Source organism: Mycobacterium sp. NGS17, assembly GCF_059813205.1.
In genome coordinates this window covers 293026-316542 of the sequence record NZ_JCALED010000005.1, presented here as the reverse complement: position 1 = coordinate 316542, position 23517 = coordinate 293026, and the positions used below count along the sequence as shown (strand labels likewise).

Genomic DNA, 23517 nt, shown 5'->3' with positions numbered 1-23517 from the left:
AATGGTGGCACTCGGCCAGGGTTGAGTCAAGCTGACGTACAACACAATCCCTGAGGTTCACTCCGAGGTCACCTGGGATGCATCCGGCCGGCGCCCGCTGCGAGGGCTCGCTGACCCGAGGACGACGGGTCAGTTCGGCTTCTTCTCGGCGACGGCCGCGCTGAGGCCCTCGGCGAGATCCTCCTCGGTCAATTCCTTGAAACGCAGCAGTTGCCGCTCGCTGAACTCGGTCACATCGCTGGCCAGCACCGCGTCCAGGTCCTCGTCGTCCAGGCGGAAACTACGGTGATCGCGGGCCTTTTCCACCACGTTGCGCACGAAACCCGCATTGCCGAGCGTATCGATGCCGCGGATGAGATCGCCGTCCTCCGAATAGCTTTCGTCGAGATAGAACTTCGTGTACGACGGCAGCAACGCCTGTGCCGATTCATCGGTGATCACGTCTTCGTTCTCCTGGCCCATCAACCGGGTCAGCGCGACCAACTCGTCCGGGGTGTAGCTGAAGAACTCGATGACGGTCGAAAAACGCCGTCGCAGACCCTGATTCACCTCGAGCATCTTGTCCATGGCCTTGGCGTAGCCCGCGCCGAAGACAACCAGCTCGTCGCGATGATTCTCCATGTACAACAGCAAGGTGTTGATGATCGCGTTGCCGTACGGGTCGCCCTGCTGATAGCCCTTCTCGTGCAGCGTGTGCATCTCGTCGAAGAAGACCGCGCCGCCCAGCGCACCCTCCAGGAGCTCCTCGGTGTTCTTCTCCGCGTCAGCCATGTAGCGCCCCAGAAGCTTGGTGCGGCTGGTTTCGACCACCACGGGCTTGCGCAGCACGGTCAACCCACACAGCTGCTTGCTGAAAGCCCTTGCCACCGAGGTCTTTCCGGTGCCCGGCGGACCGAGCAACAACGTGTGGCGGGACGTGACCGGCACTGGCAGCCCCATCTTGGCACGCGCCAGGTTCACCTTTGTCGTCGACTTGATGAGCTTGATTTCGCGCTTGGCGCGTTCCATGCCGAGCATGGCGTTGAGCTCTGCGTCGCCTTCGGCCAGGTACTTCGCCGCCTCTTCGGCGTGGCGAGCGGCCTCGGCCTCGGCTCGGGTCGGTGCGCTGTCCGGGTCCCACGGGTCGGTACGGGCCTCGATGGTTTCGGGATCGGTCAGGACCAGGCGGAAGTTGGGGTTGTCCAGCGCTTCGCGGGCCGGCGTGAACTTCGGGTCCCGCGAGTACACGCGCCGCAGCAGCTCGACGGCCTCGTCCTCACGGCCCAGGTGCCGCAAGCACATGCCCTGGGTGTACAGCGCGATGTTGGCCGCGCCCGGCACCCGGTCGCCTTCGATGGCCTCCTGGCCGCGGCGCAAGGCCTCCTCGAAGACACCCAGCGAAGCCAGCGCCGTGGTGGCCATCGCGGCGCCCGCGGCCTTGAGTTCGGGCTGCCGCCAGGTCTTCCCCTCGGCGAACTGGTTCAGCACATCCGGCCACCGGGCCGTCCGGAAGTACAGCACGCCGCGCACGTAGCTGACCAGTTCCTCGTCGACGGGTTGGCGGGGTTCGACGCCGTCGATGAGTTTCGCGGCTTCCTCGTAGCGTTTGGCCTCTGCGAGAACAGCGGCGTACGCGCATGCCAGCGTCTCCACGCTGGTGACCGCCAGCCGCAGGAACAGCCCGTCGGAAACCTCTGGGCGGAACTGCAATTCGGTCACCCCGAGGCGGCGAGTCTCCCAGCCGAAGGTCCGGATCGCGGACCACGCACCGGAAAGCACATCGATGCTCTGCTCCCCCGCCAGGATCCGCGCCAGCCAGGCGTCACACATCGCTGGATCCAGGTTGGTCGCCGTGGTGAACATCTGCGACGCCACCTGCGGATTGTGGCTGGGCTGCAGACCATTGACCGAGACGCCGGAGGCCAACAGGCCGGCGACCATCGCGTTACGCGCGCCTTCGGCGGTTGATTGCGGCCTTGTCATTGCGCCACAGGGACGCCCGTCGCGCTCGCCGGCAGGCGGTGGACGGATAGCGCGAGGTCGTCATCGTCGGCGCGCATCGGACGGCTCGGCACGACCAGAAGGGGGCGCGCCGTCGGGGCGGGCAGGCTGGCCCGCACCGCGGCGAGCTGGCGGCCGGTGAGCCGGTTGAGGCCCGACGAGACGTTGCGGCGCAACCGCTTCTCGGTGTGGTACCGCACCCATGCCGATACCTGCGGCCGGCCGCCGCGCGAGGTGAGCCGGATGGTCAGCACCGTGGCGACGGTTTGGTCCGCCCACAGCTCATCCAGCTTGTCGGTGGTGATGTCGGACGGCGACAACCAAAAGCTGGTGACGAACCCGTTGAAGTGCTTGAGACGACGCCAGCCGGGGCGGCTCCAGGTCGGTTCCAGATCGGCCAGCACCGCGCGGTCGACTTCCGCGAGCTCCTGCGCGGTCAAGGGCCGGGCCGCGCAGGTCAGCCCGTCAAGGTCTTGGGCGAGCCGCTCGGTGGCGGCCACCAGGGTCGACGCCAGCGAGTCGCGGGCGGCGACGGCGGCAACGTTGCGCTGCGGGTTCATCCGCAACACCAGCCAGGTGCGGCGAATGTAGGAGGTGGGTGCGTCGTCGGGCACCTCCCGCTCCTGGGCGCCCCGGTCGTCCAGCTTCGACAGCTCGGCGCCACTGCCGCCCCCGCCGACCTTCACCGACACGATGTCGATGTCGTCGAGGTGGATGTCGAACTGGCGCAGGCCGGAGGCGACGGCCGACACCAACAGCGTCGGCGCCGAGTGCCGGTGACGAAGGCGCGAGGCCGAGTCGTCGTCACCGCCGCTGATGCCGATCACCGTGACCAATTGGCCTTCGTACTGCCGCACGCCGACCTTGTCGCGCCCGTACTTGCGCTGATAATCGAGGGCCGGGGTGCAACCGGCGGACAGTGCGGAGCCCGGGTCGGCGGACCAGTCCCACAGCCACGTCGCCAACCCCGTCGTCACGGTGAGGCCGTGGTAGGTCACCAGCGACAGCAGCGTCACCAACAAGGCCAGGCCGACACCCACCCAGAACGCGATGCGATAGGTGCCCTGCCAGGATTCGGGGCAGTGGCTGGCCACCAGCATGATCACGACGTCGATCAAGAACACGGTGGTCAGCCGCGGCCATGCTAAGGACAACCCAAACCTGCGCTGACGCTTCATGAAAGCTGCTCCGCCCCTACTGCTGTTTCCGTGATCGCTTCATCAGCGTCGCCGTACCGAACACTCCGCCGCCGATCAGTAGCGCTCCTAGCAACCCTCCGGCTGCCACCCACACCGGCACCATATCCCGGCGCGGGGCGGGTGTCGGAATGTTCAGCGGTGCCGATAGTTGCTGCGGCGGTTTCACCGGACCGTCGGGTACATCCCAGGTCAGTGCGGCCACCGGGTCGACGACACCGTGACCGACCTGGTTATCCACGCCGCGCGCGGGCGCACGGGCGGTGCGGGTCAGGCGGTTGATGACCTGATACGCCGACAGCTGCGGATACTTGGCCCGCACGAGTGCCGCGACGCCGGACACAATCGCCGCGGAGAAGCTGGTGCCCGACGGGACCAGCAAGGTGTTGTCCGGCCCGTCGATCGCGTTGATCAGGCCGTCGTCGCGCGGCGAAAGTCCGACGACGTCCGTCCCGGGCGCGGCGATCCCGACCCACGGCCCGGCCACGCTCGTCGACGCCTGGCCCTGGTTGCCCTGGCTCTGCGGGCGGCCTTCGGTGTCGACCGCGCCGACAGTGAGGACGAAGTCGCTGAACCAGGACGGCGTCACGACCGTCGTGACCGCGTTCCAGTTGCGAGGATCGTTGGGCTGCAACGGATCATGCGGCGGGTTCTGCTTGCAGTCCTTTTTGCTGGTGTCGCCGGCGGCAGCCACGATGACGGCGTTCTTGTCGACCGCCGCGTAGCGGACGGCCGCGCCCAGCGACCGCTGGTCGATGATGTTGCGGGCGCTCATGCAGGTCACATCGGAGATGTTGATGACCTGAGCACCCAGGTTGGCGGCGTGCACGATCGCGCGCGCCATCGTTTGAACGTTGTCGATCTTGGCCGAGGTCTGCGGGTCCTCGTCACCGGTGTAGGCGTCCTTCAGGCCGAACGCCTGGCTGGACTGCCGGATCGCGATGATGTCGACATCCGGGGCCACCCCGCTGAACGCGTCCGGACCGCCCTTGGGCGGTGGCGGCGGTGGCGGTGGCGGTGGCGGCGGGTCGAGTGGGCGCGGGCCGCGCAGGTTGTCCACGTTGGCCACGTGCCCGCCACCGGCATAGCCGGGAATGGTCACCGTGCCGCCGCCGTGACCGGCCGCCGGCGCTTGCCCATTGGGGCCCGGTCCGCCTTGCGATGGTCCGGGGGGCGGGCCCGCGGGCGCTGGAGCCGCCGGCGCCGGCGGCGGCGCCCCGAAGGGACCCTGGGGCGGCGCTTGTTCCTGAGACTGGGGCGGCGGCGGGACCATCGTCACCGTCTGAGGCAGCGGCGACAGGGTTACCGTCTGCGGCGGTGGCGCTTTGGGCGGTGGCTCCGTAGTGGGGATGGTGACCGGCTTGCGCGGTGCCGCCGGCGGCACTCCCGCCCCGTTGGCCGGCGCCGCACCGATCATCGACGCCACGATGGTGCCGTGCGCGTCGCAGTCGGACAATCCGTCCCCGGCCATGATGTAGTCACCGCCGGGAATCAGGTGCGGAAACCTCGGGTGCGGCGTCACGCCGGTGTCGATGACGGCCACCTTCACCCCGGCACCCCGACCGAACTGCCACGCCTCCTGCAGATTCAGCATGTCCATGTACTTCGGCTGCAGCCGGAAATCCGTCCCCGGCAGGACACCGACCTCGGTGCAGTACGAGTTCTGCTTCATCGGCGCCCCGGGCCCCGGCGGACCGTCCGGCGGGACCGCGGCGGCGTCGATCGTCGGGGGCGAAATGGCGTAGGCGGGCGGTAGGCCGGCTAATGCGCCCGACGCCAGTAAGGCGGCGGCAACGGTCGCGGCGGACGCGCGACTACGCCACACCCTGCCCCTAGCGATAGCGGATTGCTGCATAGACATTCATCAACCACAATGCCAGCGGGAAAATTGGCATCAGGCAGAGGTATTCAATCCATTCCACGAATTTGCGGAATAGCGGGCTGTACACGGTGTTCGGCACCACGGCCGCCGATGTCAGTCCCGCGGCCGGCAGCAGCACCAGGATCGCCACGCTGATCGACACCGCGAGCGGGCTCTGCAGTACCAGCGCGTAGCGCAACACGACGGCACCGACGATCAGCACCGCGGTTCCGGCCAGGGTGATCGCCTGCCAGCGGTCGACGTAGGAGCGGCCGCGCAGCATCAGGAACCCCGCGCTGAATCCGGCCAGCAAGAGCGGCAGCCAGCGCTGTCCCGTATGCGGATCCGACAGTGCGGTCAGGGACACGATCATCAGCACGCCGAGCCCGATCAGCAAACCCGACAGGAACGAGCGGGCGCGTTCGGCCTGGGTCAACACGTCGCGGACCGACGCGGGGCCCTCCAGGACCGGAGGCCCGCCGTCGGAGCGCACCACGGTGGTGGGCAGGTCGGGCCGGGCCTCGAACACCCACCGGCTGGTCGCCGATGGAAAGACGGGCAACCGGATGCCCGCCAGCCGCCGCGAGATCGCCGGTGCGCTTTGGTAGATCATGACCGACACCAGCACGGTGCAGGTGAAGAGCGTCACGGCGCTCGTCATGGCAACCATGCGGGCGAGCGCGGCCACCGTCGTGATCAGGCCGACGGTGACGATGGCGGTGTAGATCGCCAGTCGGCGACCGGTGAACCGCAGGGCGAGGATCGCGCCGACGCTGAGCACGCTGAAGCCCAGAACCGCGTGCGGCGATCCAACACCACCGGGCGGCGCCGCCGCCGCAGCGATCGACACCGGTGCGAGGCTGCTCAACAGCATGGTGTCGGCGACGCGACGCTCCTGCTGCGAACGGGCCCGCATCAGCAGCATCAGCGAAACACCCAGCACCACGGCGCCGATCACGCCCGCGTACACGGTCGGAAGCCACGAGTTGTGGTGCCAACGCCACCAACCGAGCAGGCCGGCCGCGGTCGTCACCCCGATGGCCACCATCGACGCCCCGACCTGCACCGCGATCACCGGGTCGATGGCGGCGAAACGCTTGCTCAGGTCCGCCGCGACCGCGGTGGAGATGTGCTCGATGACCTGCGAGCGGTGCTCGGTGTCCGGGATGAACCGGATCCACAACCGGTCGCCGTCGTAGACGTCCTGCTCGCTCAGCGATTGGGTGGCCCGCAGCGGCGAACCGTCCACCAGGCACAGCGCCCAGCGGCCCCGGCCCGACGCCTCCAGCGGAGTCTCGCCGAGCTCTCGCAACCGGCTGTTGACCACCTTCAGCAACGGTTCGGTCATCACCGAGACCGGGGCGTTGGCGTCCAGCAGGACACCGATCTGGACACCCGCGCCGGCCATCACGCCGACGACGACTGCCTGAGGCTGCGAGATTCCCTCAACGTCAGGCTGTGGTACTTCAACTACCGCAGTCATCGTCTTGCACTCCTTGTGATGAATGTGTCAAAAGCCCATGCCGCCAGCCGCGCGCGGGCGTGCGCCGGCGCACTCGTCGAGGTGCTGTGGCCCCCCGCAAAGTGCATTCCGACCAATTGGAATTCCATCTGCCTCGCCTTGCGATTAAGAGTTGTCGTTGACACCGGTTCGAGATTTGCTGATGCGCTGACAGAAGTATGCCGTGTTCGCAGCTCAACCGCATGTTGAGCGCGACGACATTGATGAAATCTTTGTTTCGCGCGAACCTCACACCCTGCTGTGGGTTTTCCACTCGCCGTAGGGAAGTGTGTCCAGCACAGTCTTGACGCCCACCTGCACCAACTGCGGGGTCGCCGGGCAGATGGCAAGCCACGCCTCCCCCGAACCCGCGGTGCGGGCCTGCTGGTAGAGCGCGATGCGGCCCCCCGAGCCGTCTTTGAGCGACAGCACCGACGCGCTTGGGCCCTTGGCGTCGTCCTGGTACTGGCGGGCGTACACCGCAACCTCGGCGGCCGGGTCGGACAGCGCCTGACCCAGGGCGGCCACGGTGGCGGCGCTGATTCCCATCCGGCGCAGGTCTCCCCCCGAAAACACGTTGAAGCCCGACTCCTGCCACGACTTCGTCGCTTCCAGCATTTCCTCCAGCGGGACGTTGACCGCGTTGATTGCTGCGGGCTCCGCGTGGTGGATGGACTCCAGGGCGTCGATCACCAGGGAGGCGATCGAGGCGCTGTCCGCGACGGCGACGTCGTCGACGGTGATCTCGCCGCCCACCCGAACGGCCGACACCCAGTGCTGGCCGCGGCGGGCCAGCACCACCCGAAATTCGTTGTCGGGGATATCGCGGGAGCCCGGGGGCTGATTCTCGTCATCGAGCACGCCGTAGGCCAGCTTGCCTCGGGACAACAGAGCGACCACCTCGAGGTCGGGCGCCGCGAGCACCCGCATCCGCGCGGCCACGTGCTCGTTCACCTCGTCGTTCTCGACGATCCCCTGCTCGCGCATCACCGCCATTCCGGGATGCTCGTTGAGCCAGTCGCTCGAGTCGGTCGACACATATGGCCGGCACCGCAGCTCCGGCGCGACGTGCCGGATGTCCAGGAGCGCCTGAAGCATCCAGAAACCGTCGACGTTGACAGTGATGTCGGTGCGGGTGCTCTGTTGGTCCATCAAATCCCCACTTGGTCCCTAATACTTCAAGCCAAATTGCACGGTAACCGCAGGACGCGGCAGCACACCGACGGGTGGTGTGCTGCCGCGCCTGAAGTTGCGGGTCAGGCCCAGGAGGACCCAACGGCGCTGTCGGTGCTGGCCATGTTGCTGCCCGCGGACTGAACCTTCTGTCCGTGCGCGTTGGCCTGCTCGTAGATGACCTGGAAGTTGCGACCCAACTGGGTGATGAACTCCTGGCATGCCACCGAACCCGCACCGCCCCAGAAGTCGCCGGCAGCAAGCACATCGCGAACGATGGCCTGGTGCTCAGCCTCCAAGGATGCGGCCTGGGCGCGGATCAAGGCACCGTGGGCGTCTACATCGCCGAACTGGTAGTTAATGCTCATAACGGTGTTCTCCTAATGTCTTGAGATGTTACGCAGCCGCGGTTTTTGGCGCTAGCTGCCGAGGATTTGCTGCGAGGCCTGCTCTTGCTGCTCGTAGTTGTTCGCGTCGCGAATCAGTCCATCGCGCACTCCGTGGAGCATGTTGACGATGTTGCGGAAGGCCTGGTTGACCTGACCCATGGTGTCGTACGAGGTGGCCTGGGCCTGACCGCTCCAGCCCGAGCCGGCGATGTTCATCGACGACGCCCACATCTTGCGGGCCTCGTCCTCAACGGTCTGGGCGTGCACCTCGAAGCGGCCCGCCATCGCCCGCATCTCGTGCGGGTCGGTCATGAAACGTGTTGCCATGTCGGCTGTTCTCCTTGCTGGTGGTTACTGGGTGATGTGGTGAAGACGTTGGCCGGATCGGTTACGCGTTACGCGACCGCCGAGCCGAATGAATAGAAATGAGCCCCCCTTCCCGTCAGCCGGCGGCCACCGGGTGTTGTCACGGTGAGACGGACGTCAAACCCGAACCGCGGCGTTTGAGTTGACGGAGTGCGAACGGGGTTGCGGGGACCCGGGTGCTGAGTCCCCGGAACCATCCCCTGCTGGGCGGTGTTGCTGTAACCCATGGCGGTGACGATCTGTCAGCCCCGAAGCGCCGGTCCGATCAGAGAGCGGCAGCGGCGTTAGCTGCCTCGGTGAGACCGTACGAGGCGGCGCTGGTGGAAAGGGTGTTCACGAACATCTCGTGGATCGCGGCGGCTTGGGCGCTCACCGCTTGGTACATCTGCGCGTGCGCGGCAAACTGAGCCGCGGTCAGTGCCGACACCTCGTCGGCAGCGGCGGGTACCACCCCCGTCGTTGGGGCTGCGGCGGCTGCGTTCTGGGCGCTCAACGTCGACCCGATCGCCTGCAGGTTCCCGGCCGCCGCGGCCAAAGCCTCCGGCTGTGTGGTCACGAACGACATATTGTTCCCTCCTAGTTACGTCCCCGGACTCTGTGAGACTAGATGACTGCCGCCCCCCAAGTCGGTGTGGAAGCCCGGTGTTTGCAATTGTTCACTTAGCAGTAGGGCGAATTCACTTTCGGTAACGACACAGTAACAGTGCCTGACCTCGACCGCTGCCCCTCGCAGCAGGGTTACAGCAAACGGTACCAGCCCCCGGTCGAAGAAGTTGCTGGTAATCGTCACCCGAGGTGCGGCAGCCCGGTCGCCGGGCATAAAAATCTGATTGCCGATTAACCCGTCGCGCATTTTGAACGCGACGACCATTCCCGGTTGCGTGCCGCCCGAGGCGGATCACGTTGCGGTGTGATGGCGTGGTGACTGCCAGTGTCGTCATTTGCCGCCCTCAGCCCGCAAACGGTGGTCGGGCCATGACGGTGGGCCGGAAGCCGTATTTGGGCCCGGCGACTCCGTGGCCCGCGGCGCCGGCACCGGCCAGCGGCATCCCACCCAGCAGGTTGCCCGGTCCGCCCGCGGCTTCCGGGGCGGCGCTGATGCTGCTCACCGGGATGGCACGGCCCAACGTCGGGGCGGCTGCGGTCGGGCCACCCGACCACGCCACCGGCACGGACAGCTTGCCGCCCACGGAGGCCGCGCTGCCCAGCGCGGCCACCGGGTGGGCGGCCGCGGCGCCCCCGCCGAGCATGCCGCCCAGGCCGCCGAGTCCGGGCAGGGCCTTGGCCGCGGCCGGAGCCGCGCCGCCGATCACACCCAGCGACTTGGCGATCTGCACGAAGTTGTTACCCATACCGATGCTGAAGTACGGCAGACCCTCGGTGTTATAGAACAAACCCGCAAACGGGCTGTAGCCGTTGACGAGCGTCCCGAGGTTGGTGGGAAACGTGGTCTGCCCGGTCAACAAAAACCAGATCTCGGACAACGGATCCGTGGCCGTGGTGGCCTGGGTGGTCGCGTTGGTGGTCGTGGTCGCCGCGGGCTGCGCCAGCGACTGCAGGGTCTTCGACGTGTTGGTCGCCGTCGAATTCGCCGTCGCGTTGCTGACCGCATTGGCCTGATTGGCCTCCCCGGACTGGTTGGTGACCTCGGGCGCCTTCTGGAACGGCGTCTGCTTGGTCACGGTCGCCGATTGCCCGGCGTAGCTGTACATCGCTGCGGCGTCCTGAGCCCAGTACTCGCCGTACTGCGCTTCCAACTGGGCGATCAGCGGCGTGTTCTGCCCGAGGACGTTGGTCGCCTGCAGCTGAGTCACCTGGGTGCGGTTCGCCGCGATCAGCGGGGGCGGCACCGAGGAGGCGAGCGCGGTTTCGTAAGCCGCCGCGGCCGAACGCGCCTGCGTGGCGGCCTCCTCCGCCTGGACGGCGGTAGTGGTCAGCCAGTCCACGTACGGTTGGGCCGCCTGTGCCATCGCCGTGGAGGCGGTGCCCAGCCACTCCTCGCTGTTCAGCGCGGTGATGACGTTGTCATAGCTCAGCGCGGCCGAGTTGAGTTCGGCCGCCAGCGCGCTCCAGGCCGATGCCGCAGCCACGAATGAACCCGACCCCGGACCCGAGTAGATCCGCGCCGAATTGAACTCCGGCGGGAACGCCCCATAATCCACCACGAATCTGCCCCTTAACCTGTGATTTTCGAATCGACGAGTCGAGTAGTAAAAGACGTTAATGCGCTGGTGACCACCGCCACGCCGGTCGATGCAGGATCGGCCATTCGGCGCGCCTGCGCACCGAGAATCGGAACCGGTCGCCCGGCCTCGGCCGGTCGCCCGCAGCCCGGCCCGAATTGTAGGTGTGAGCTGCCGAAATGGCCAGTGCTGAGCATCTGCTGATCGCGTCCGGCGCGGTGCGATTGCGGCGTAGCCGGACGCACATCCGTCGAGGCCTGGGAAAAAATCCGGCCGCGGATAAAGGTCAGGACGTACATCGTCGGATTCCGCCTGCTATCCGGCCGATGGCGGGCGGGTCAGCACGCTGTAGCGAAACCCGTATTTGTTGACGTAGCCGGCGGCGGCGCCGCGCCGTCCCATGCCGCCGACCGGCATCCCCCGCAGCAGACCATTGGCCGGCGACCCGGGCGCTCCCGTCGCGCCGACGGCCTGGACGGGGGCGGCCTCCTCGGCGACCGCGGCCGGGCTGACCGCCGAGGTCAGCGTCGCCCAGTGCTGGGGCACCGAGAGCATCCCCACCCGCGCGGCCTGCCCGGCCCCCGCGGAGACCGCACCCACGTTGCCGACCCCGCCGCCGAGGTTGCCCAGACCCAAGCTGGCGAACTGCGGCGTCGGGAACCAGGCACCGCTCGCACCCGCGGTGCTACCACCCGGACCGAACGTCAACTGCTGCGCGATCGACGAACTGAAGCTCGCCAGACCGTTCGAGAAGTAACCCAGACCCGTCATCCGTTTGAGGATCGTGTCGAAGACGCTGGGAGTCAGCCCCAGGTAGTTATTGGTCGGGGTGGGCAGCCCGGAAGTCAAAAATCCTTGGATGAGGTTGTCCAGCCAAGTGAACGGCCCCGGCTCGGTGGCGGCCGTGGTCGACGCCTGGGTCACCGCCTGAGATGTTGTGGCGGACAACACTTGTGGGGTCGCCAGTTGCGAGGTGGCATTGGCGGTGCTCTGCGCGCTGTTGCCCGCCGGCTCGGCGACGGCCCGTGCGACGGCGTCGGCCTGGTTGGAAACCGCTTCCGGGGCGGTGGTATTGGGCGGCGCTGGGAACGGAGCCAGCACCGACGCGGTCGCCGACGATGCGGCGTAGCCGTACATGGCGGCGGCATCTTGTGCCCACATCTCCATGTACTGCGCCTCGGTGGCCGCGATCGCCGGGGTGTTCTGTCCGAAGAAGTTCGTCGCCACCAGGGTCGCCAGCAAAACCCGGTTGGCCGCGATGACCGGTGGCGGCACCGTCATCGCGAACGCCGCCTCGTAGGCCGCCGCGGCCGCCCGCGCCTGCCCCGCGGTCTCCTCAGCCTGCGCGCCCAACACGCTGAGCCAACTCACGTAGGGCGTGACCGCCGACAACATCGCCGTCGACGCCGGACCCACCCAGGGCGCGTTGGTCAGCTCCGAAATCACCGATGTGTAGCCGCTGGCCGCCGAGCCCAGCTCCGCACCGAGTCCGTCCCACGCCGCCGCCGCGGCCATGATCGGACCCGACCCCGGACCCGCGTACATGCGACCGGAGTTGACCTCCGGCGGTAATGCCCCGAAGTCCATGGCTACCAAGCACCGGGCTCGAACGACATGCATCCCCTCGCAGGTGATCTTTCAGCGATGGCCTTGACGAATTTGCTTGCCAAAGGCTAAGTGGCCGCACCGGCCCGTCGCCGCCTCGCGATACGGCCGACGGTCCGGTGGCGCCGATCTCGGCAGCGGGATTCCGGCCCAGCGGCGCGATTGGAAGACGCCGGACGGGTTGGCGTCGCCACGGCCACCACCTGCGGGAATGCCCGGGCGGGGCCGTCCGTCGCCCGAGCGCTATCCCGGGATCGCGGGCCGTGCCGGCTCGACGGCAACGACGCGAAAACCCCAGCGGGGGATAAAAATCCGGCCGCAGATAAAGACCACCTGACGTTGCGCTCCGGCGGGGACTATCCGGCGAAGGGTGGTCGGGCCATGACGGTGGGCCGGAAGCCGTATTTGGGTCCGGCGACTCCGTGGCCCGCGGCGCCGGCACCGGCCAGCGGCATCCCACCCAGCAGGTTGCCCGGTCCGCCCGCGGCTTCCGGGGCGGCGCTGATGCTGCTGACCGGGATGGCACGGCCCAACGTCGGGGCGGCTGCGGTCGGGCCACCCGACCACGCCACCGGCACGGACAGCTTGCCGCCCACGGAGGCCGCGCTGCCCAGCGCGGCCACCGGGTGGGCGGCCGCGGCGCCCCCGCCGAGCATGCCGCCCAGGCCGCCGAGTCCGGGCAGGGCCTTGGCCGCGGCCGGAGCCGCGCCGCCGATCACACCCAGCGACTTGGCGATCTGCACGAAGTTGTTACCCATACCGATGCTGAAGTACGGCAGACCCTCGGTGTTGTAGAACAAACCCGCAAACGGGGCGTAGCCGTTGACCGCCGTTCCCAGGTTGGTGGGGAAGACGGTCTGACCGGTCAACAGGAACCAGAGCTCGGTCAACGGGTCCGTGGCCGCCTGAGTGGCCTGGGTGGTCGCGTTGGTCGTCGCGTTCGTGGCGTTCGTCGCCGCATTGCTCACGACCTTCGATGTGTTGCCCGCCGTCGAGTTCGCCGCGGCGTTGGTCACCGCATTGGCCTGGTTGGCCGTGCCCACCTCGTTGGTGACCTTCGGAGCGGGCGCAATGTTCGCCATGCTCTTGGTGAGCGTGGTCGACTGAGCCGCGTAGGTCGACATCGCGGCGGCGTCCTGGGCCCAAAACTCGCCGTACTGCGCCTCCAACTGCATGATCAACGGGGTGTTCTGCCCGAGGACATTGGTCATCTGCAGCTGCTGCGACTGCATCCGGTTCGCCGCGATCAGCGGTGGCGCCACCGACGACGCGAGCGCCGTCTCATAGGCGGCCGCCGCCGCCTGCGCCTGGGTGGCCGTCAACTCAGCCTGAGCCGCCGTGCTGCTCAGCCACTCCGCGTACGGAGTCGCCGCCTGAGCCATCGCCGCCGAGGCGGTTCCCGTCCACTCCTCACTGGACAGCTGCGTGACCACCGTCTGATAACTCAGCGCGGCCGATTGCAGCTCCGCGGCGATCGCATTCCACGCCGACGCCGCGGCCACGAACGAACCCGACCCCGGACCCGAATAAATCCGCGCCGAATTGAACTCCGGCGGAAACATCCCGTAATCCAACATCATCGACTCCTTAACCAGCCGCGACGGCGTTGGCCGCCTCAGTCAACGCGTACGACCCGGAGCTTGTGCTCAGGGTGTTGACGAACATTTCGTGGATCGCCGCAGCCTGAGCGCTGACGGCCTGGTACATCTGCGCGTGGGCAGCGAACTGCGCCGCCGTCAGCGCCGACACCTCATCGGCGGCAGCCGGCACCAGCCCCGTCGTTGGGGCCGCCGCCGCGGCGTTCTGGGCGCTCAGCGTGGAGCCGATTGTTTGGAGGTTGCCAGCTGCCGCTGCCAGCGCCTCCGGCTGCGTGGTCACAAACGACATCTAGATCCTTCTTCCCTTACATCCGACCCGGCGACGTTCCGGGCCTGGCTCGTGGGTGGGTTCATCTGGGCTCTCCGTTATCCGGCCGATGGCGGGCGGGTCAGCACGCTGTAGCGGAACCCGTATTTGTTGACGTAGCCGGCGGCGGCGCCGCGCCGTCCCATGCCGCCGACCGGCATCCCCCGCAGCAGACCATTGGCCGGTGACCCGGGGGCTCCCGTCGCGCCGACGGCCTGGACGGGGGTGGCCTCCTCGGCGACCGCGGCCGGGCTGACCGCCGAGGTCAGCGTCGCCCAGTGCTGGGGCACCGAGAGCATCCCCACCCGCGCGGCCTGCCCGGCACCCGCGGAGACCGCACCCACGTTGCCGACCCCGCCGCCGAGGTTGCCCAGACCCAAGCTGGCGAACTGCGGCGTCGGATACCAGGCACCGCTGGCACCGGCCGTGCTACCACCCGGACCGAACGTCAACTGCTGGGCGATCGACGAACTGAACTGCGCCAGACCGTTCGAGAAGTAACCCAGACCCGTCATCCGTTTGAAGATCGTGTCGTAGAAGGTGGGCGTCAACCCCAGGTAGTTGTTGTCCGGCGTGGGCAGTCCGGACTGGAGGAAGTTCTGGATTGCGCTGGTAAGCGGATCCGACGCGTTCGCCGCGGCCGTGGGTGCCTGCACCGCTTGAGTTGTGCTGAGCGACAACCCTTGTGACGACGCCAATTGCGAGGTGGCGTTGGCTGTGGTCTGTGCGGTGTTGCCCGCCGGCTCGGCGGTGGCCTGCTCGACCGCGGCGGCCTGGTTGGCGAGCGCTTCCGGAGTGCTGGTGTTGGGCGGCGTCGTCACCGGAGGCAGCACCGACGCGGTGGCCGACGATGCCGCGTAGCCGGTCATCGCGGCGGCGTCTTGTGCCCACATCTCCATGTACTGCGCCTCGGTGGCCGCGATCGCCGGGGTGTTCTGCCCAAAGAAGTTCGTCGCCACCAGCGTCGCCAGCAACACTCGATTGGCCGCGATCACCGGCGGCGGCACCGTCATCGCGAACGCCGCCTCGAATGCCGCCGCGGCGGCCCGCCCCTGCCCGGCCGTCTCCTCGGCCTGAGTGGCCATCGTGCTCAGCCAGCTCACGTAGGGAGTGATCGCCGAAACCATCGACATCGATGCCGGCCCCACCCATGGCCCGCTGGTGAGCTCGGTGACCACCGAGCCGTAACTGCTGGCCGCGACACCCAATTCCGCAGCAATCTCATCCCAGGCGGCGGACGCGGCCATCATTGGCCCCGACCCCGGACCCGCGTACATGCGACCGGAATTGATTTCGGGCGGTAACGCCGCGAAGTCAAACACCGTGTCCTCCTCAGTCGGCCGGAAACGCGATCTCGGCTGTCACACAGGTATCAGTGGTGGCTGTGGTCACGGCTCTGTCGACGACGCCACCGGTTGGCTGCCGCGCCCACGGGAGTCCACCAGCGGAGCCTCTTCGCCCCGCAACCCCATCACCCGGGCCGGCGGGCGCATGTCGACCAGTTGGCTGTGTCCGTAAAGGCGTTCTGCCACCGCGCTTTTCGGACGTCTGGTCGGAAACGACATGCACTCCCTGCCCCGGCTAATCTCCCGCTATCAGCAACCGAGCGACAGCTCTCGTAGTGCCCGAACTGCCGCCCGGCACTGAGATTAGTTCGTTAGGGGGCAAACACCGACACCCCGAAGCCACCTGTTGATCAATGGCCAGCCACTGTTCATTCCCGGTCGGCGGGAGTTCATGAAGGGCAACGAAATGTTCACTAACCGTTTGCTTTCCGCAAGCTGCGGTAGTGCCGCCCGGGACGCCGTCAGTCCTCTTCGAGCACCAGCGCCATTTCGGGACACGACGCGACCCCGTCGCGGGTGGCTTGCTCGTCCTCGGGCCGGACCTCATGCTCCTCGAGGATCGAATAGCCCGACTCGTCGATGGGAAAAAGGTCTGGGTCGACGGCGTAGCACTGCGCGTGGCCCACACACTTCGACTGGTCCAGACGAACCCTCACGAGGCTTCCTCCCTAGGCGGCCCGGCCAGGCCGTAGACGGCTTCACGGTTCGGTAGCCAGATTAGTCGGTCGGTAAAGTGTCCAGAATGCTCGCGAACCGCTCACCGGCACCGGGAGCCCGGGATTAGCGCGGGCGCAGGGAGCGTGTTTCGTTGCCGCGCATGCAATATTGATGCGCCGCCCACTGTTGGTATCGACGACGTGCGACAGACAACCGGAGACCGAAACGCATGAGCGATGGCCAGCAAGGCTCGTTCTACCTACCCCGGCTCGATTTCGCGACGCTACCGATGACCGCCGACCGGGGTCTCGGGTGGAAGACGCTGCGCGATGCCGGACCGGTGGTGTTCATGAACGGCCACTACTACATAACCCGGCGCGAAGATGTGCTGGCCGCGCTGCGCAACACCAAGGTCTTCTCATCGACGGTGCTGCAGCCCCCCGGCCACCCACTCCCCGTGCTGCCATTGGCTTTTGATCCACCGCAACACACCCGCTACCGCCAACTCCTGCAGCCGTACTTCAGCCCGCACGCGCTGAGCAAGTCCCGTCCGGTGCTGGTGCGCCACGCCAGTGACATGATCGCGGCGCTGGCCGGCCGCGGCGGGTGTGAAGTGATGGCGGACTTCGCCCACCTCTACCCGTTCCAGGTGTTCCTGGACCTCTACGGTCTGCCACTGGAAGATCGTGACCGCCTCATCGATTGGAAAGACGCGGTCGTCAGCGACAAACCGTTCATCACCCGGACCGACATCGAGAAGTCCGAGCAACTGCTGGCGTACCTGGCCGATGCCATCGCCCAGCGCCGGCAGAACCCGGGGTCGGACATGCTGTCGCAAGTCATGACCGGCAAGGGCGACTTCACCGACCTCGAACTGCTGGGCATGAGTCACCTGCTCATCCTGGCGGGCCTGGACACGGTGACCGCGGCCATCGGATTCTCGTTGTACGAATTGGCGCGCCGACCGCGGCTGCGCAACGAGCTGCGCGACAACCCGAAGCAGATCAGGGTTTTCATCGAGGAGATCGTCCGGCTCGAACCGTCGGCGCCGGTGGCGCCGCGGATAACCACCGACTTCGTCGAGGTCGGCGGCATGACGCTGCCGCCGGGCACCTCGGTGCGGCTGTGCATGGCCGCGGTCAACCGTGACGACAGCGACCCAATGTCCACCAACGAACTCAACATGGACGGAAAGGTCCACCGGCACTGGGGGTTTGGCGGTGGGCCGCACCGTTGCCTGGGTTCCCATCTGGCCCGCATCGAGCTGACTGTGGTCGTCGCGGAATGGCTGACCCAGATCCCGGATTTCGAGCTGCCGGAGGACTACTCCCCCGTGATCAATTACCCGTCAAAGAGTTTCGCGCTCAAGGAATTGCCGCTGCGCTGGAGCTGAACCTCGGTCCCACCCGGCCGGCCCAGCGCAGCGGCTCCAGCCCTACTTGCGCAGTTCGGTCGCCGCGACCTGAACGAACACGCCGGTGTCCTCTGCCATCAGCAGGCCGCGGCCTCGAGGCAGCGGACCGCCCTTCATCTTGCCGCGGATGAATCCCTCGTCGGGGTCGGCGTCCATCACCAGCAGCGGCGCGTTCGCCTGCGCCAGCGCCCGCAACATCGGGTCGCTGCCGGCCGAAGACCAGCCGCCGAACGTGCGCGTGACGATCACGTGCAGGCCGACGTCGGCGGCCCGGGTCACCCAGGGCGCGGCCTTGTGCAGCGGCGAGTCGAAACCGGCCGGCAGCTGCTGGATGTCGTCGACGATCAAGAAGATCTCCGGCCCGCTCCACCAGTTCCGCGCCAACAACTCCTCGGCGGACAGCCCCGGCGGCGGCTCGCGGCCGGCCAGGACGGCGGCCAGTTCGCCCATCATCGCCTGCACGCCATCGAGGTTGTAGGCGAACTTCTCCACGTAGTCGGAGCCAAGCGTGGTCAGCAGCTGACGACGCGGGTCCACCAGCCACACCTGGGCCGAAGGCTGCCCGGCCGGCGGCGTCGGTGCGCTGGTCGCCCCGGGCGCGTACAGTCGCCCGATCTCGGACATGATCGTGGCCAGTGTTGTAGTCCGCCCACATTCGCGACGCCCGGTCACCATCAGATGCGCGTTCTCGGCGAAGTTGAGGTAGACGGGTGACAAGTCCAATTCCGAGATGGCCCAAGCGATTCCGCCCGCGCCGACGCCCTGGCGGGTGTCCTGCGCGGCGAGCTCGCGAAGCTGTTCCACCCCGAACCTCGCCGGCAGCCGGCGCACCGGCGGAGCATGGCCGCTCGTGATCCGGCTGACGGCTTCCGCGACGCTGTCGGATTCGAACCGGTTGTCAGGCGTGGCGGCCAGCGCGGGACGCGCCACGAGGGTGTGCAGACCGGATTGCGGGTCGGCGTCGAGGCGGACATAGTTGACCGCGACCATGCCGCGCCCCGGCTTGACCGGAACGTCCTTGGCGAACCGGGACCGCACCAGCTTGGCGTCTTCCACGGCGGCCAGCCGCAACTCGACCCGGGAGCCGAAACCGCTGCGCACCGGTGGCCGCAGCTCCGACTCGCGATCGGCGGTGACCACCACGTGCACCCCGAACGAGGGGCCCTGGTTGATGATCACGTTCACCTGCTCGATCAGCACCTCGTTTTCCTCGGCCAGCGCCCGGTAGTTGTCGACAACCAGGTAGACATCGCCGAACCCGTCGTTGGGCACCGGACCCGGCTCGTTGCCGAATTTGCGCCGGCGGAACACCTCCATCGAGGCGATCCCGTACTCGAGGAAGCTGCGCTTGCGCTCCCGCACCAGGGCCAGCAGCTCGGCCACCGTGCGGCGGACGCCGTAGGGGTCGGTCGGGCCGGCCACCTCACCGACGTGGGGCAGGTGGGCGACCGTGGTCAGCGCGGTGCTGCTGTAGGCCAGGCAGTAGAACTGGATCTGCTCGGGAGTGTGGGTCAGCGCCGCCGAACAGATCAGCGTCTGCAGCGCGGTGGTCTTGCCGGAACCGCCGGCACCCAGAATCAGCACGTTGGCACCGGGCCCCGAGGTGTCGACCGTCCACGGCGGCTGGTCGTGCTTGAAGGGACGGTCGATGATGCCGATCGGGAAGACGAGGTCCAGGGCGGTGCCGTAGTCCTGCTGCCAGGGGCGCCCGAGGAACCGGTTCACCAGTTCGTCGATGGCGACGGGCTGGCTCAGCGGCGGCTGCCACAGCCGGTACGGCTCGAAGTCGATCTTGCGCAGCTGGTCGATGATGACCGTACCGACCTTGGGTGTACGGATCCCTTCGGAGTCGTCGTCCTCGGCCGCCTCGATCGGCAGCGCGTCGCCGTCGGCGGGGATCGCCGGGGCGGTGAGGTCCGGTCCCCCGACGCTGACTTCCAGCGGGGTGAACGAGTTGGTGAACAGTTGCGGACGGATGTAGTCGATGCTGTGCACCAGCGCCGGCGCTTCCTCTCCGTCGTCGGTGAGGCCGCGCGGAAAGTAGTCGCGCCAGAGGAATTCGGCCTGGAACCGGGTGATGTCTTCCAGGCTGCGGCGGAAGTAGCCCAGACCGGCCTGGGCGGGCAGGTTGACCGCGTTCGGCACGCCCGCCGCCTGCGCCGCACCGGCGGTGCGCGCCTTCAGCACCAACCGGTAACCCATGTTCTCCATGAGCTTTTCGGCGCGGCTTTCGATGGTCTGCGACGCCATCATCAGGTGGATCCAGTACGCGCGGCCCTGACGGCCGATCGAGTCGAGGACGTCGACCGCCGTCGGCATGATGCGGAACCACTCGTAGAACTCGTCGATGACGACCACCAGCATCGGCAGCGGGGCCATGTCCTGGCCGCGCGCCCGCATCCGGCTGCGCACCGAGTTGTATTCCTTGGCGTCGTCGACACCGGCGCTGTCGCAGATCGCCTTACGGCGGGCGATCTCACCCCACAGCGCGTCCAGGAAGCGCTCCATCAACGCCTGGTCTTCCTCCAGGTCGGTGATGATCCGGGACACGTGCGGCACCCCGGCGAACGGCTTGACGGCCGACCCACCCTTGAGGTCGGCCAGCACGAACTGCAGCTCTTCGGGCGGGTGGCTGAGCATCAGCGATTCGATCACCGTCCGCACCAGGGTCGATTTACCCGAACCCGTCGTACCGGACATGACGCCGTGCGGACCGTCACCGCCTTCGTCCAGCGACTTCATGTCCAAGAACAGCAGCTCGCCGTTGTCGGAGCGAACACCGAACGGCGCCCGCAACCGCGACCTGCCCATCGAGTCGTTGCGGCTACCCCACAGCGCCTCGAAGTCGATGCGGCCCGGATCGTCAATTCCGTAGTAGGCCATGATGTCTCGGGCGCCGATGTGCGCCACCCGCTGGCCGATCTCCTCGTACGCCTCGGCGAGCCGCCAGCGCGCCAGCTTCTGCGAGAACTCCTCGGCCTCGACGATGCTGATGTGGTCGGTGAGGGCGAAGAACCACGGCTTCTCGTCGATGACCATCCAGGTGTCGCGATCGCGGGGCAGCGCCTCGATCACACCCTTCTTGTCGAACCGCAGCGTCCGCTCCGGGACGGCGGTCCACATCGCCGAACCGGTGAGGTCGAAGAACGTCACGCCGTCGACGCCTTCGCCGCTGATCACGTACTCCCATTGCGGGTCAACGACATCGGCGATGATCACGGTGTGCGGCGTCGGGGTCTGGGCCGACGAACTGGCGTGCCGGGGCGTGAAAGAGCCACGGCCGGCGAACAATTCGGCCTGCTCGGCGGCGAACTCGCGCACCGAGCTGTAGACCATCCGCGCGTTGCCCGCGGCGTCCTGGCGGCGGGGGTCCCCGAAGTGCGGCAGCCACTTCACCCAGTCCCAGTCGTCCAGGTTCGAACTCACCACGATCATGCGCATGTGGTCGGGCCCGTGCGAGAACGCCAGCTGGCAGATGATCGCCCGCATCAGTCCCGCCGCCTGCTCGCGATCTCCGACCAGCGAGTACCAGGGCTCGACCAGCACCGAGATCATCTTCGGCAGGTTGTACACGACGCTCTGATAACGACCAAACTCCTGGAGCGCCTTACCGGTCACCGGCTCGAGCTCGATGTCGGTCGGCATGTTCTGGGGCTCGCCCCAGGTCACCTCGGGACGCGTCATACCGACGCCGACGCGGACCACGCCGAAGTTCAAGTCTTTGCCGTCGGGCTTGCGTTCCCACATCCGCGACGATCCGACCGCGGCGGCCAGCGTGGTGGGAGCCGGGTGAAACCAGCGGTAGTTCGCGTCCATGCTGTCGGCCGACTCGTGGGCGGTCTCCCGCAGCATGTCCAGCATCAGCATGAACTGGGCGCGCATCGAGTCCAGCTTGGGCCGGCTCATCTGCTGCTGGCCGCCGAATCGGCCGCCGAACATCATCATCGCGACGCCACCGATCATGAAGATCGGGAAGATCGAGCCGGCGCCGCCGAACACGTGCGAGCCGCTGGCGAAGGTCATGGCGACCATGCCGATCAGCAGGCCGACCACCACGACGCCGACCACGATCAGCCACCAGGGCTTGCCTTCGGGCGGCGGGATGCTCAGCGGCGTCGGAAGGACGATGTTCTCCGGCTTGATTACCGGGGGCTTCTCCGGCGTCGGCCGCGCAAATCCACGTTTCACTTCGGTACCGCCAACTCTCCTGGGGACATATCCATCGGTAGCGTGTCGTGGGCCACCAGCGCATCCGCTCGCGACAACGTCGGTCCTTGCGGGAGCAGCCGCAGCGCCACCCACGGCGCCAGGCCCGGTTTCGTCTTCAGGCCCAACGCTTCTCGCACCTCACGGGTGTCGTCGACCCCGAAGCGCGCACCCGCATCGGTGACCCACCACAGCGATTCGGTCGTCTTCGCGCCGGGGTCGTTTCCGGTGACGGCCACGAAGTTCGCGTAGTCGGGCCCGAAGAAGACCTGGTCCGCTTCGCGTCCGGTGGTGTCCGCCTTGACCAGCGACACCACCTTGTTGACGTCCTTGGACTCGACCGGAATGGTCGCGCCGGAGATGACCTGTACGCGGGCCCGGTTCTCACCGGAGGTCTTCTGCCACCACCAGCAGGTCGCCGGGTTCTCGCGGATGTCCATCACGTTCAGCGGTGCATCCGGGTAGGACGACAGGTCCAGCTTGTTGACCACCGGCATCTTCGCCAGCGCGGACGGTTCGACCGTCACCGGCTTGGTGTTGCCCGGTCCGGCGTTCTGCAGGATCTGGGCCACCAGCGGCGGCAGCGTCTGCACGCCGTCGGCCAACACCAATGAATACTGTTGCGGCCCACTGATTTGCGGGGTGACTATCACCGTCCCGATCGGGCCGGGCGCGTTCGGGAACGACGCCCCGGCGCCGGCATTCTGGATCTGCGGCACCGTCAGCTCCGGACCCACCGGCAAGGCGTCGTACAGGGCGCGGCTCATCGGCTTCGCCATGCTGACCTGCTCCGGGGTGAGCCCCAGCGGCAGCAGCACCGATCGGTTCGACCCGTCGATGCGTGACCGGCGCCCGTCGCGGATCACCCACGCGTCCCCGCCGTAGTTCAGCACCACCGCGTCCGACCCGGTGAGCACCCGCCGGTGGTTGCTCAGATCGGGATTGCCGTCGATCACCGTCACCGTTACACCCGACGGTGCGCCGGCGCCGGTCGAATTCGCCACGGTGTCGCAGACCAACCAGGAAGACGCGGTGGGGCTGGTCGGGTGAAAGCTCGACGGCGCGCCCGGAATGCCCACCATCGGACCGCGCGGCAGGGTGGCGATCTGGTTGGCCTTGACCAGGTGGGGGTTGTCGGGGCGCCCCGTGATGAGGCGGGCCGACGCCAGGTTCAGGGCCGGGTACAACTTGTCGCCGACGCGGACGTAGAGCGCGCCCGAGTCGCGGTCGGCGATGATCGGCGACTCGTTGATCTGGCCCGCCGGGCTGATGAAGGAGTAAAGCAGCGCGCCCAGGCAGATCACCAGGGCGGCCGAGATCGATGCCACGATGGCCAGGTTCTGCCGCCGGCCCGGCTCGACCTCCATGCGGACGCGCCACCGGGTCAGTGCCATCGCGGTCCGGCGCGCAAGGAACTGGTAGCCGGTCACCTGGGTCCGGGTCGACAACCCGAGGCCGTACCCCGACCCGCGCTGCCCGCGACTCTCTTCCGCCACTTAATTCACCATCCGGTCTGCTGATGCGTCTGAATATTTGTCCCTGCTGAACTGATCCAGCGCGAATTACATGACAACGTTAAGGCACCTGCGCGGACCTCGCCACGCGGCAACAAAGCCGTTCACGTCTACATCTCTTCGTGCACCCGAATCCGGCCGCGCCCACCGCGCCCGGAGCCCAGCGAGGGTGGCCGCGCCAGACGGCACTGAGCTGGCAGTTTCTTTTCCCCCACGGATGA

The 23517-nt window shown here is 67.6% G+C and carries 19 protein-coding genes; 1 reads left to right on the top strand and 18 read right to left on the bottom strand.

The features are described 5' to 3' along the window. Window positions 1–129 precede the first annotated feature (129 nt). From eccA5 to fdxE, 16 genes are all read right to left on the bottom strand, one after another. The gene (eccA5, locus tag AC5Y7E_RS13805) at window positions 130–1962 is read right to left on the bottom strand and encodes a type VII secretion system ESX-5 AAA family ATPase EccA5 (protein ID WP_499949454.1); all 1833 of its coding nucleotides are present in this window, start codon (window positions 1960–1962) and stop codon (window positions 130–132) included. Further along, complete coding sequence (gene eccE / locus AC5Y7E_RS13800) at window positions 1959–3158, bottom strand: type VII secretion protein EccE (protein ID WP_499949453.1); 1200 nt, start codon at window positions 3156–3158, stop codon at window positions 1959–1961. The genes eccA5 and eccE overlap by 4 nt, the downstream gene beginning before the upstream one ends. Before the next feature lie 16 nt (window positions 3159–3174). Next, a complete protein-coding gene (locus tag AC5Y7E_RS13795; RefSeq protein ID WP_499949452.1) occupies window positions 3175–5031 on the bottom strand; it encodes a S8 family serine peptidase in 1857 nt (618 codons plus the stop codon). Continuing rightward, a complete protein-coding gene (gene eccD / locus AC5Y7E_RS13790) occupies window positions 5009–6520 on the bottom strand; it encodes a type VII secretion integral membrane protein EccD (RefSeq protein ID WP_499916666.1) in 1512 nt (503 codons plus the stop codon). The genes AC5Y7E_RS13795 and eccD overlap by 23 nt, the downstream gene beginning before the upstream one ends. A gap of 267 nt (window positions 6521–6787) precedes the next feature. Next, window positions 6788–7690, bottom strand: coding sequence for an ESX secretion-associated protein EspG (locus AC5Y7E_RS13785; RefSeq protein WP_499949450.1), 903 nt, complete (start codon window positions 7688–7690; stop codon window positions 6788–6790). A 104-nt stretch (window positions 7691–7794) separates the two neighbouring features. After that, window positions 7795–8079, bottom strand: coding sequence for a WXG100 family type VII secretion target (locus AC5Y7E_RS13780; protein ID WP_067128747.1), 285 nt, complete (start codon window positions 8077–8079; stop codon window positions 7795–7797). Between the two features lie 51 nt (window positions 8080–8130). Then, on the bottom strand, window positions 8131–8427 hold the full coding sequence (locus tag AC5Y7E_RS13775) for a WXG100 family type VII secretion target (protein WP_007771418.1): 297 nt from the start codon (window positions 8425–8427) through the stop codon (window positions 8131–8133). Between the two features lie 304 nt (window positions 8428–8731). After that, entirely contained in the window at window positions 8732–9031 is a 300-nt protein-coding gene (locus AC5Y7E_RS13770) for a PE family protein (RefSeq protein WP_067123308.1), read from the bottom strand. A gap of 385 nt (window positions 9032–9416) precedes the next feature. Continuing rightward, on the bottom strand, window positions 9417–10631 hold the full coding sequence (locus AC5Y7E_RS13765) for a PPE family protein (RefSeq protein ID WP_499949449.1): 1215 nt from the start codon (window positions 10629–10631) through the stop codon (window positions 9417–9419). A gap of 11 nt (window positions 10632–10642) precedes the next feature. Beyond that, window positions 10643–10948, bottom strand: a complete 306-nt coding sequence (locus tag AC5Y7E_RS13760; RefSeq protein ID WP_499949447.1) for a hypothetical protein — start codon at window positions 10946–10948, stop codon at window positions 10643–10645. Window positions 10949–10964: 16 nt separating this feature from the next. Continuing rightward, window positions 10965–12236: a PPE family protein gene (locus tag AC5Y7E_RS13755; RefSeq protein ID WP_499949446.1), complete on the bottom strand. Its 1272-nt coding sequence runs from the start codon at window positions 12234–12236 to the stop codon at window positions 10965–10967. A 374-nt stretch (window positions 12237–12610) separates the two neighbouring features. Next, a complete protein-coding gene (locus AC5Y7E_RS13750) occupies window positions 12611–13834 on the bottom strand; it encodes a PPE family protein (protein WP_499949445.1) in 1224 nt (407 codons plus the stop codon). Between the two features lie 7 nt (window positions 13835–13841). After that, window positions 13842–14141, bottom strand: a complete 300-nt coding sequence (locus tag AC5Y7E_RS13745; RefSeq protein ID WP_499949443.1) for a PE family protein — start codon at window positions 14139–14141, stop codon at window positions 13842–13844. Between the two features lie 77 nt (window positions 14142–14218). Continuing rightward, the gene (locus AC5Y7E_RS13740; protein WP_499949442.1) at window positions 14219–15481 is read right to left on the bottom strand and encodes a PPE family protein; all 1263 of its coding nucleotides are present in this window, start codon (window positions 15479–15481) and stop codon (window positions 14219–14221) included. 66 nt (window positions 15482–15547) lie between these two features. Next, window positions 15548–15724, bottom strand: coding sequence for a hypothetical protein (locus tag AC5Y7E_RS13735; RefSeq protein ID WP_499949441.1), 177 nt, complete (start codon window positions 15722–15724; stop codon window positions 15548–15550). 242 nt (window positions 15725–15966) lie between these two features. Continuing rightward, window positions 15967–16161 (bottom strand): ferredoxin FdxE, encoded by a 195-nt coding sequence (gene fdxE, locus AC5Y7E_RS13730; RefSeq protein WP_499949439.1) that lies wholly within the window; start codon window positions 16159–16161, stop codon window positions 15967–15969. A gap of 230 nt (window positions 16162–16391) precedes the next feature. On the opposite strand from fdxE, the gene AC5Y7E_RS13725 reads away from it, so the two are divergent. Beyond that, the gene (locus AC5Y7E_RS13725; RefSeq protein WP_499949438.1) at window positions 16392–17555 is read left to right on the top strand and encodes a cytochrome P450; all 1164 of its coding nucleotides are present in this window, start codon (window positions 16392–16394) and stop codon (window positions 17553–17555) included. 42 nt (window positions 17556–17597) lie between these two features. Here AC5Y7E_RS13725 and eccCa read toward each other — a convergent pair whose 3' ends face one another. Then, a complete protein-coding gene (gene eccCa, locus AC5Y7E_RS13720; RefSeq protein WP_499949437.1) occupies window positions 17598–21764 on the bottom strand; it encodes a type VII secretion protein EccCa in 4167 nt (1388 codons plus the stop codon). Continuing rightward, entirely contained in the window at window positions 21761–23278 is a 1518-nt protein-coding gene (gene eccB / locus AC5Y7E_RS13715; RefSeq protein ID WP_499921114.1) for a type VII secretion protein EccB, read from the bottom strand. Before eccB ends, eccCa begins: the two co-directional genes overlap by 4 nt. Between the last annotated feature and the right edge of the window lie 239 nt (window positions 23279–23517).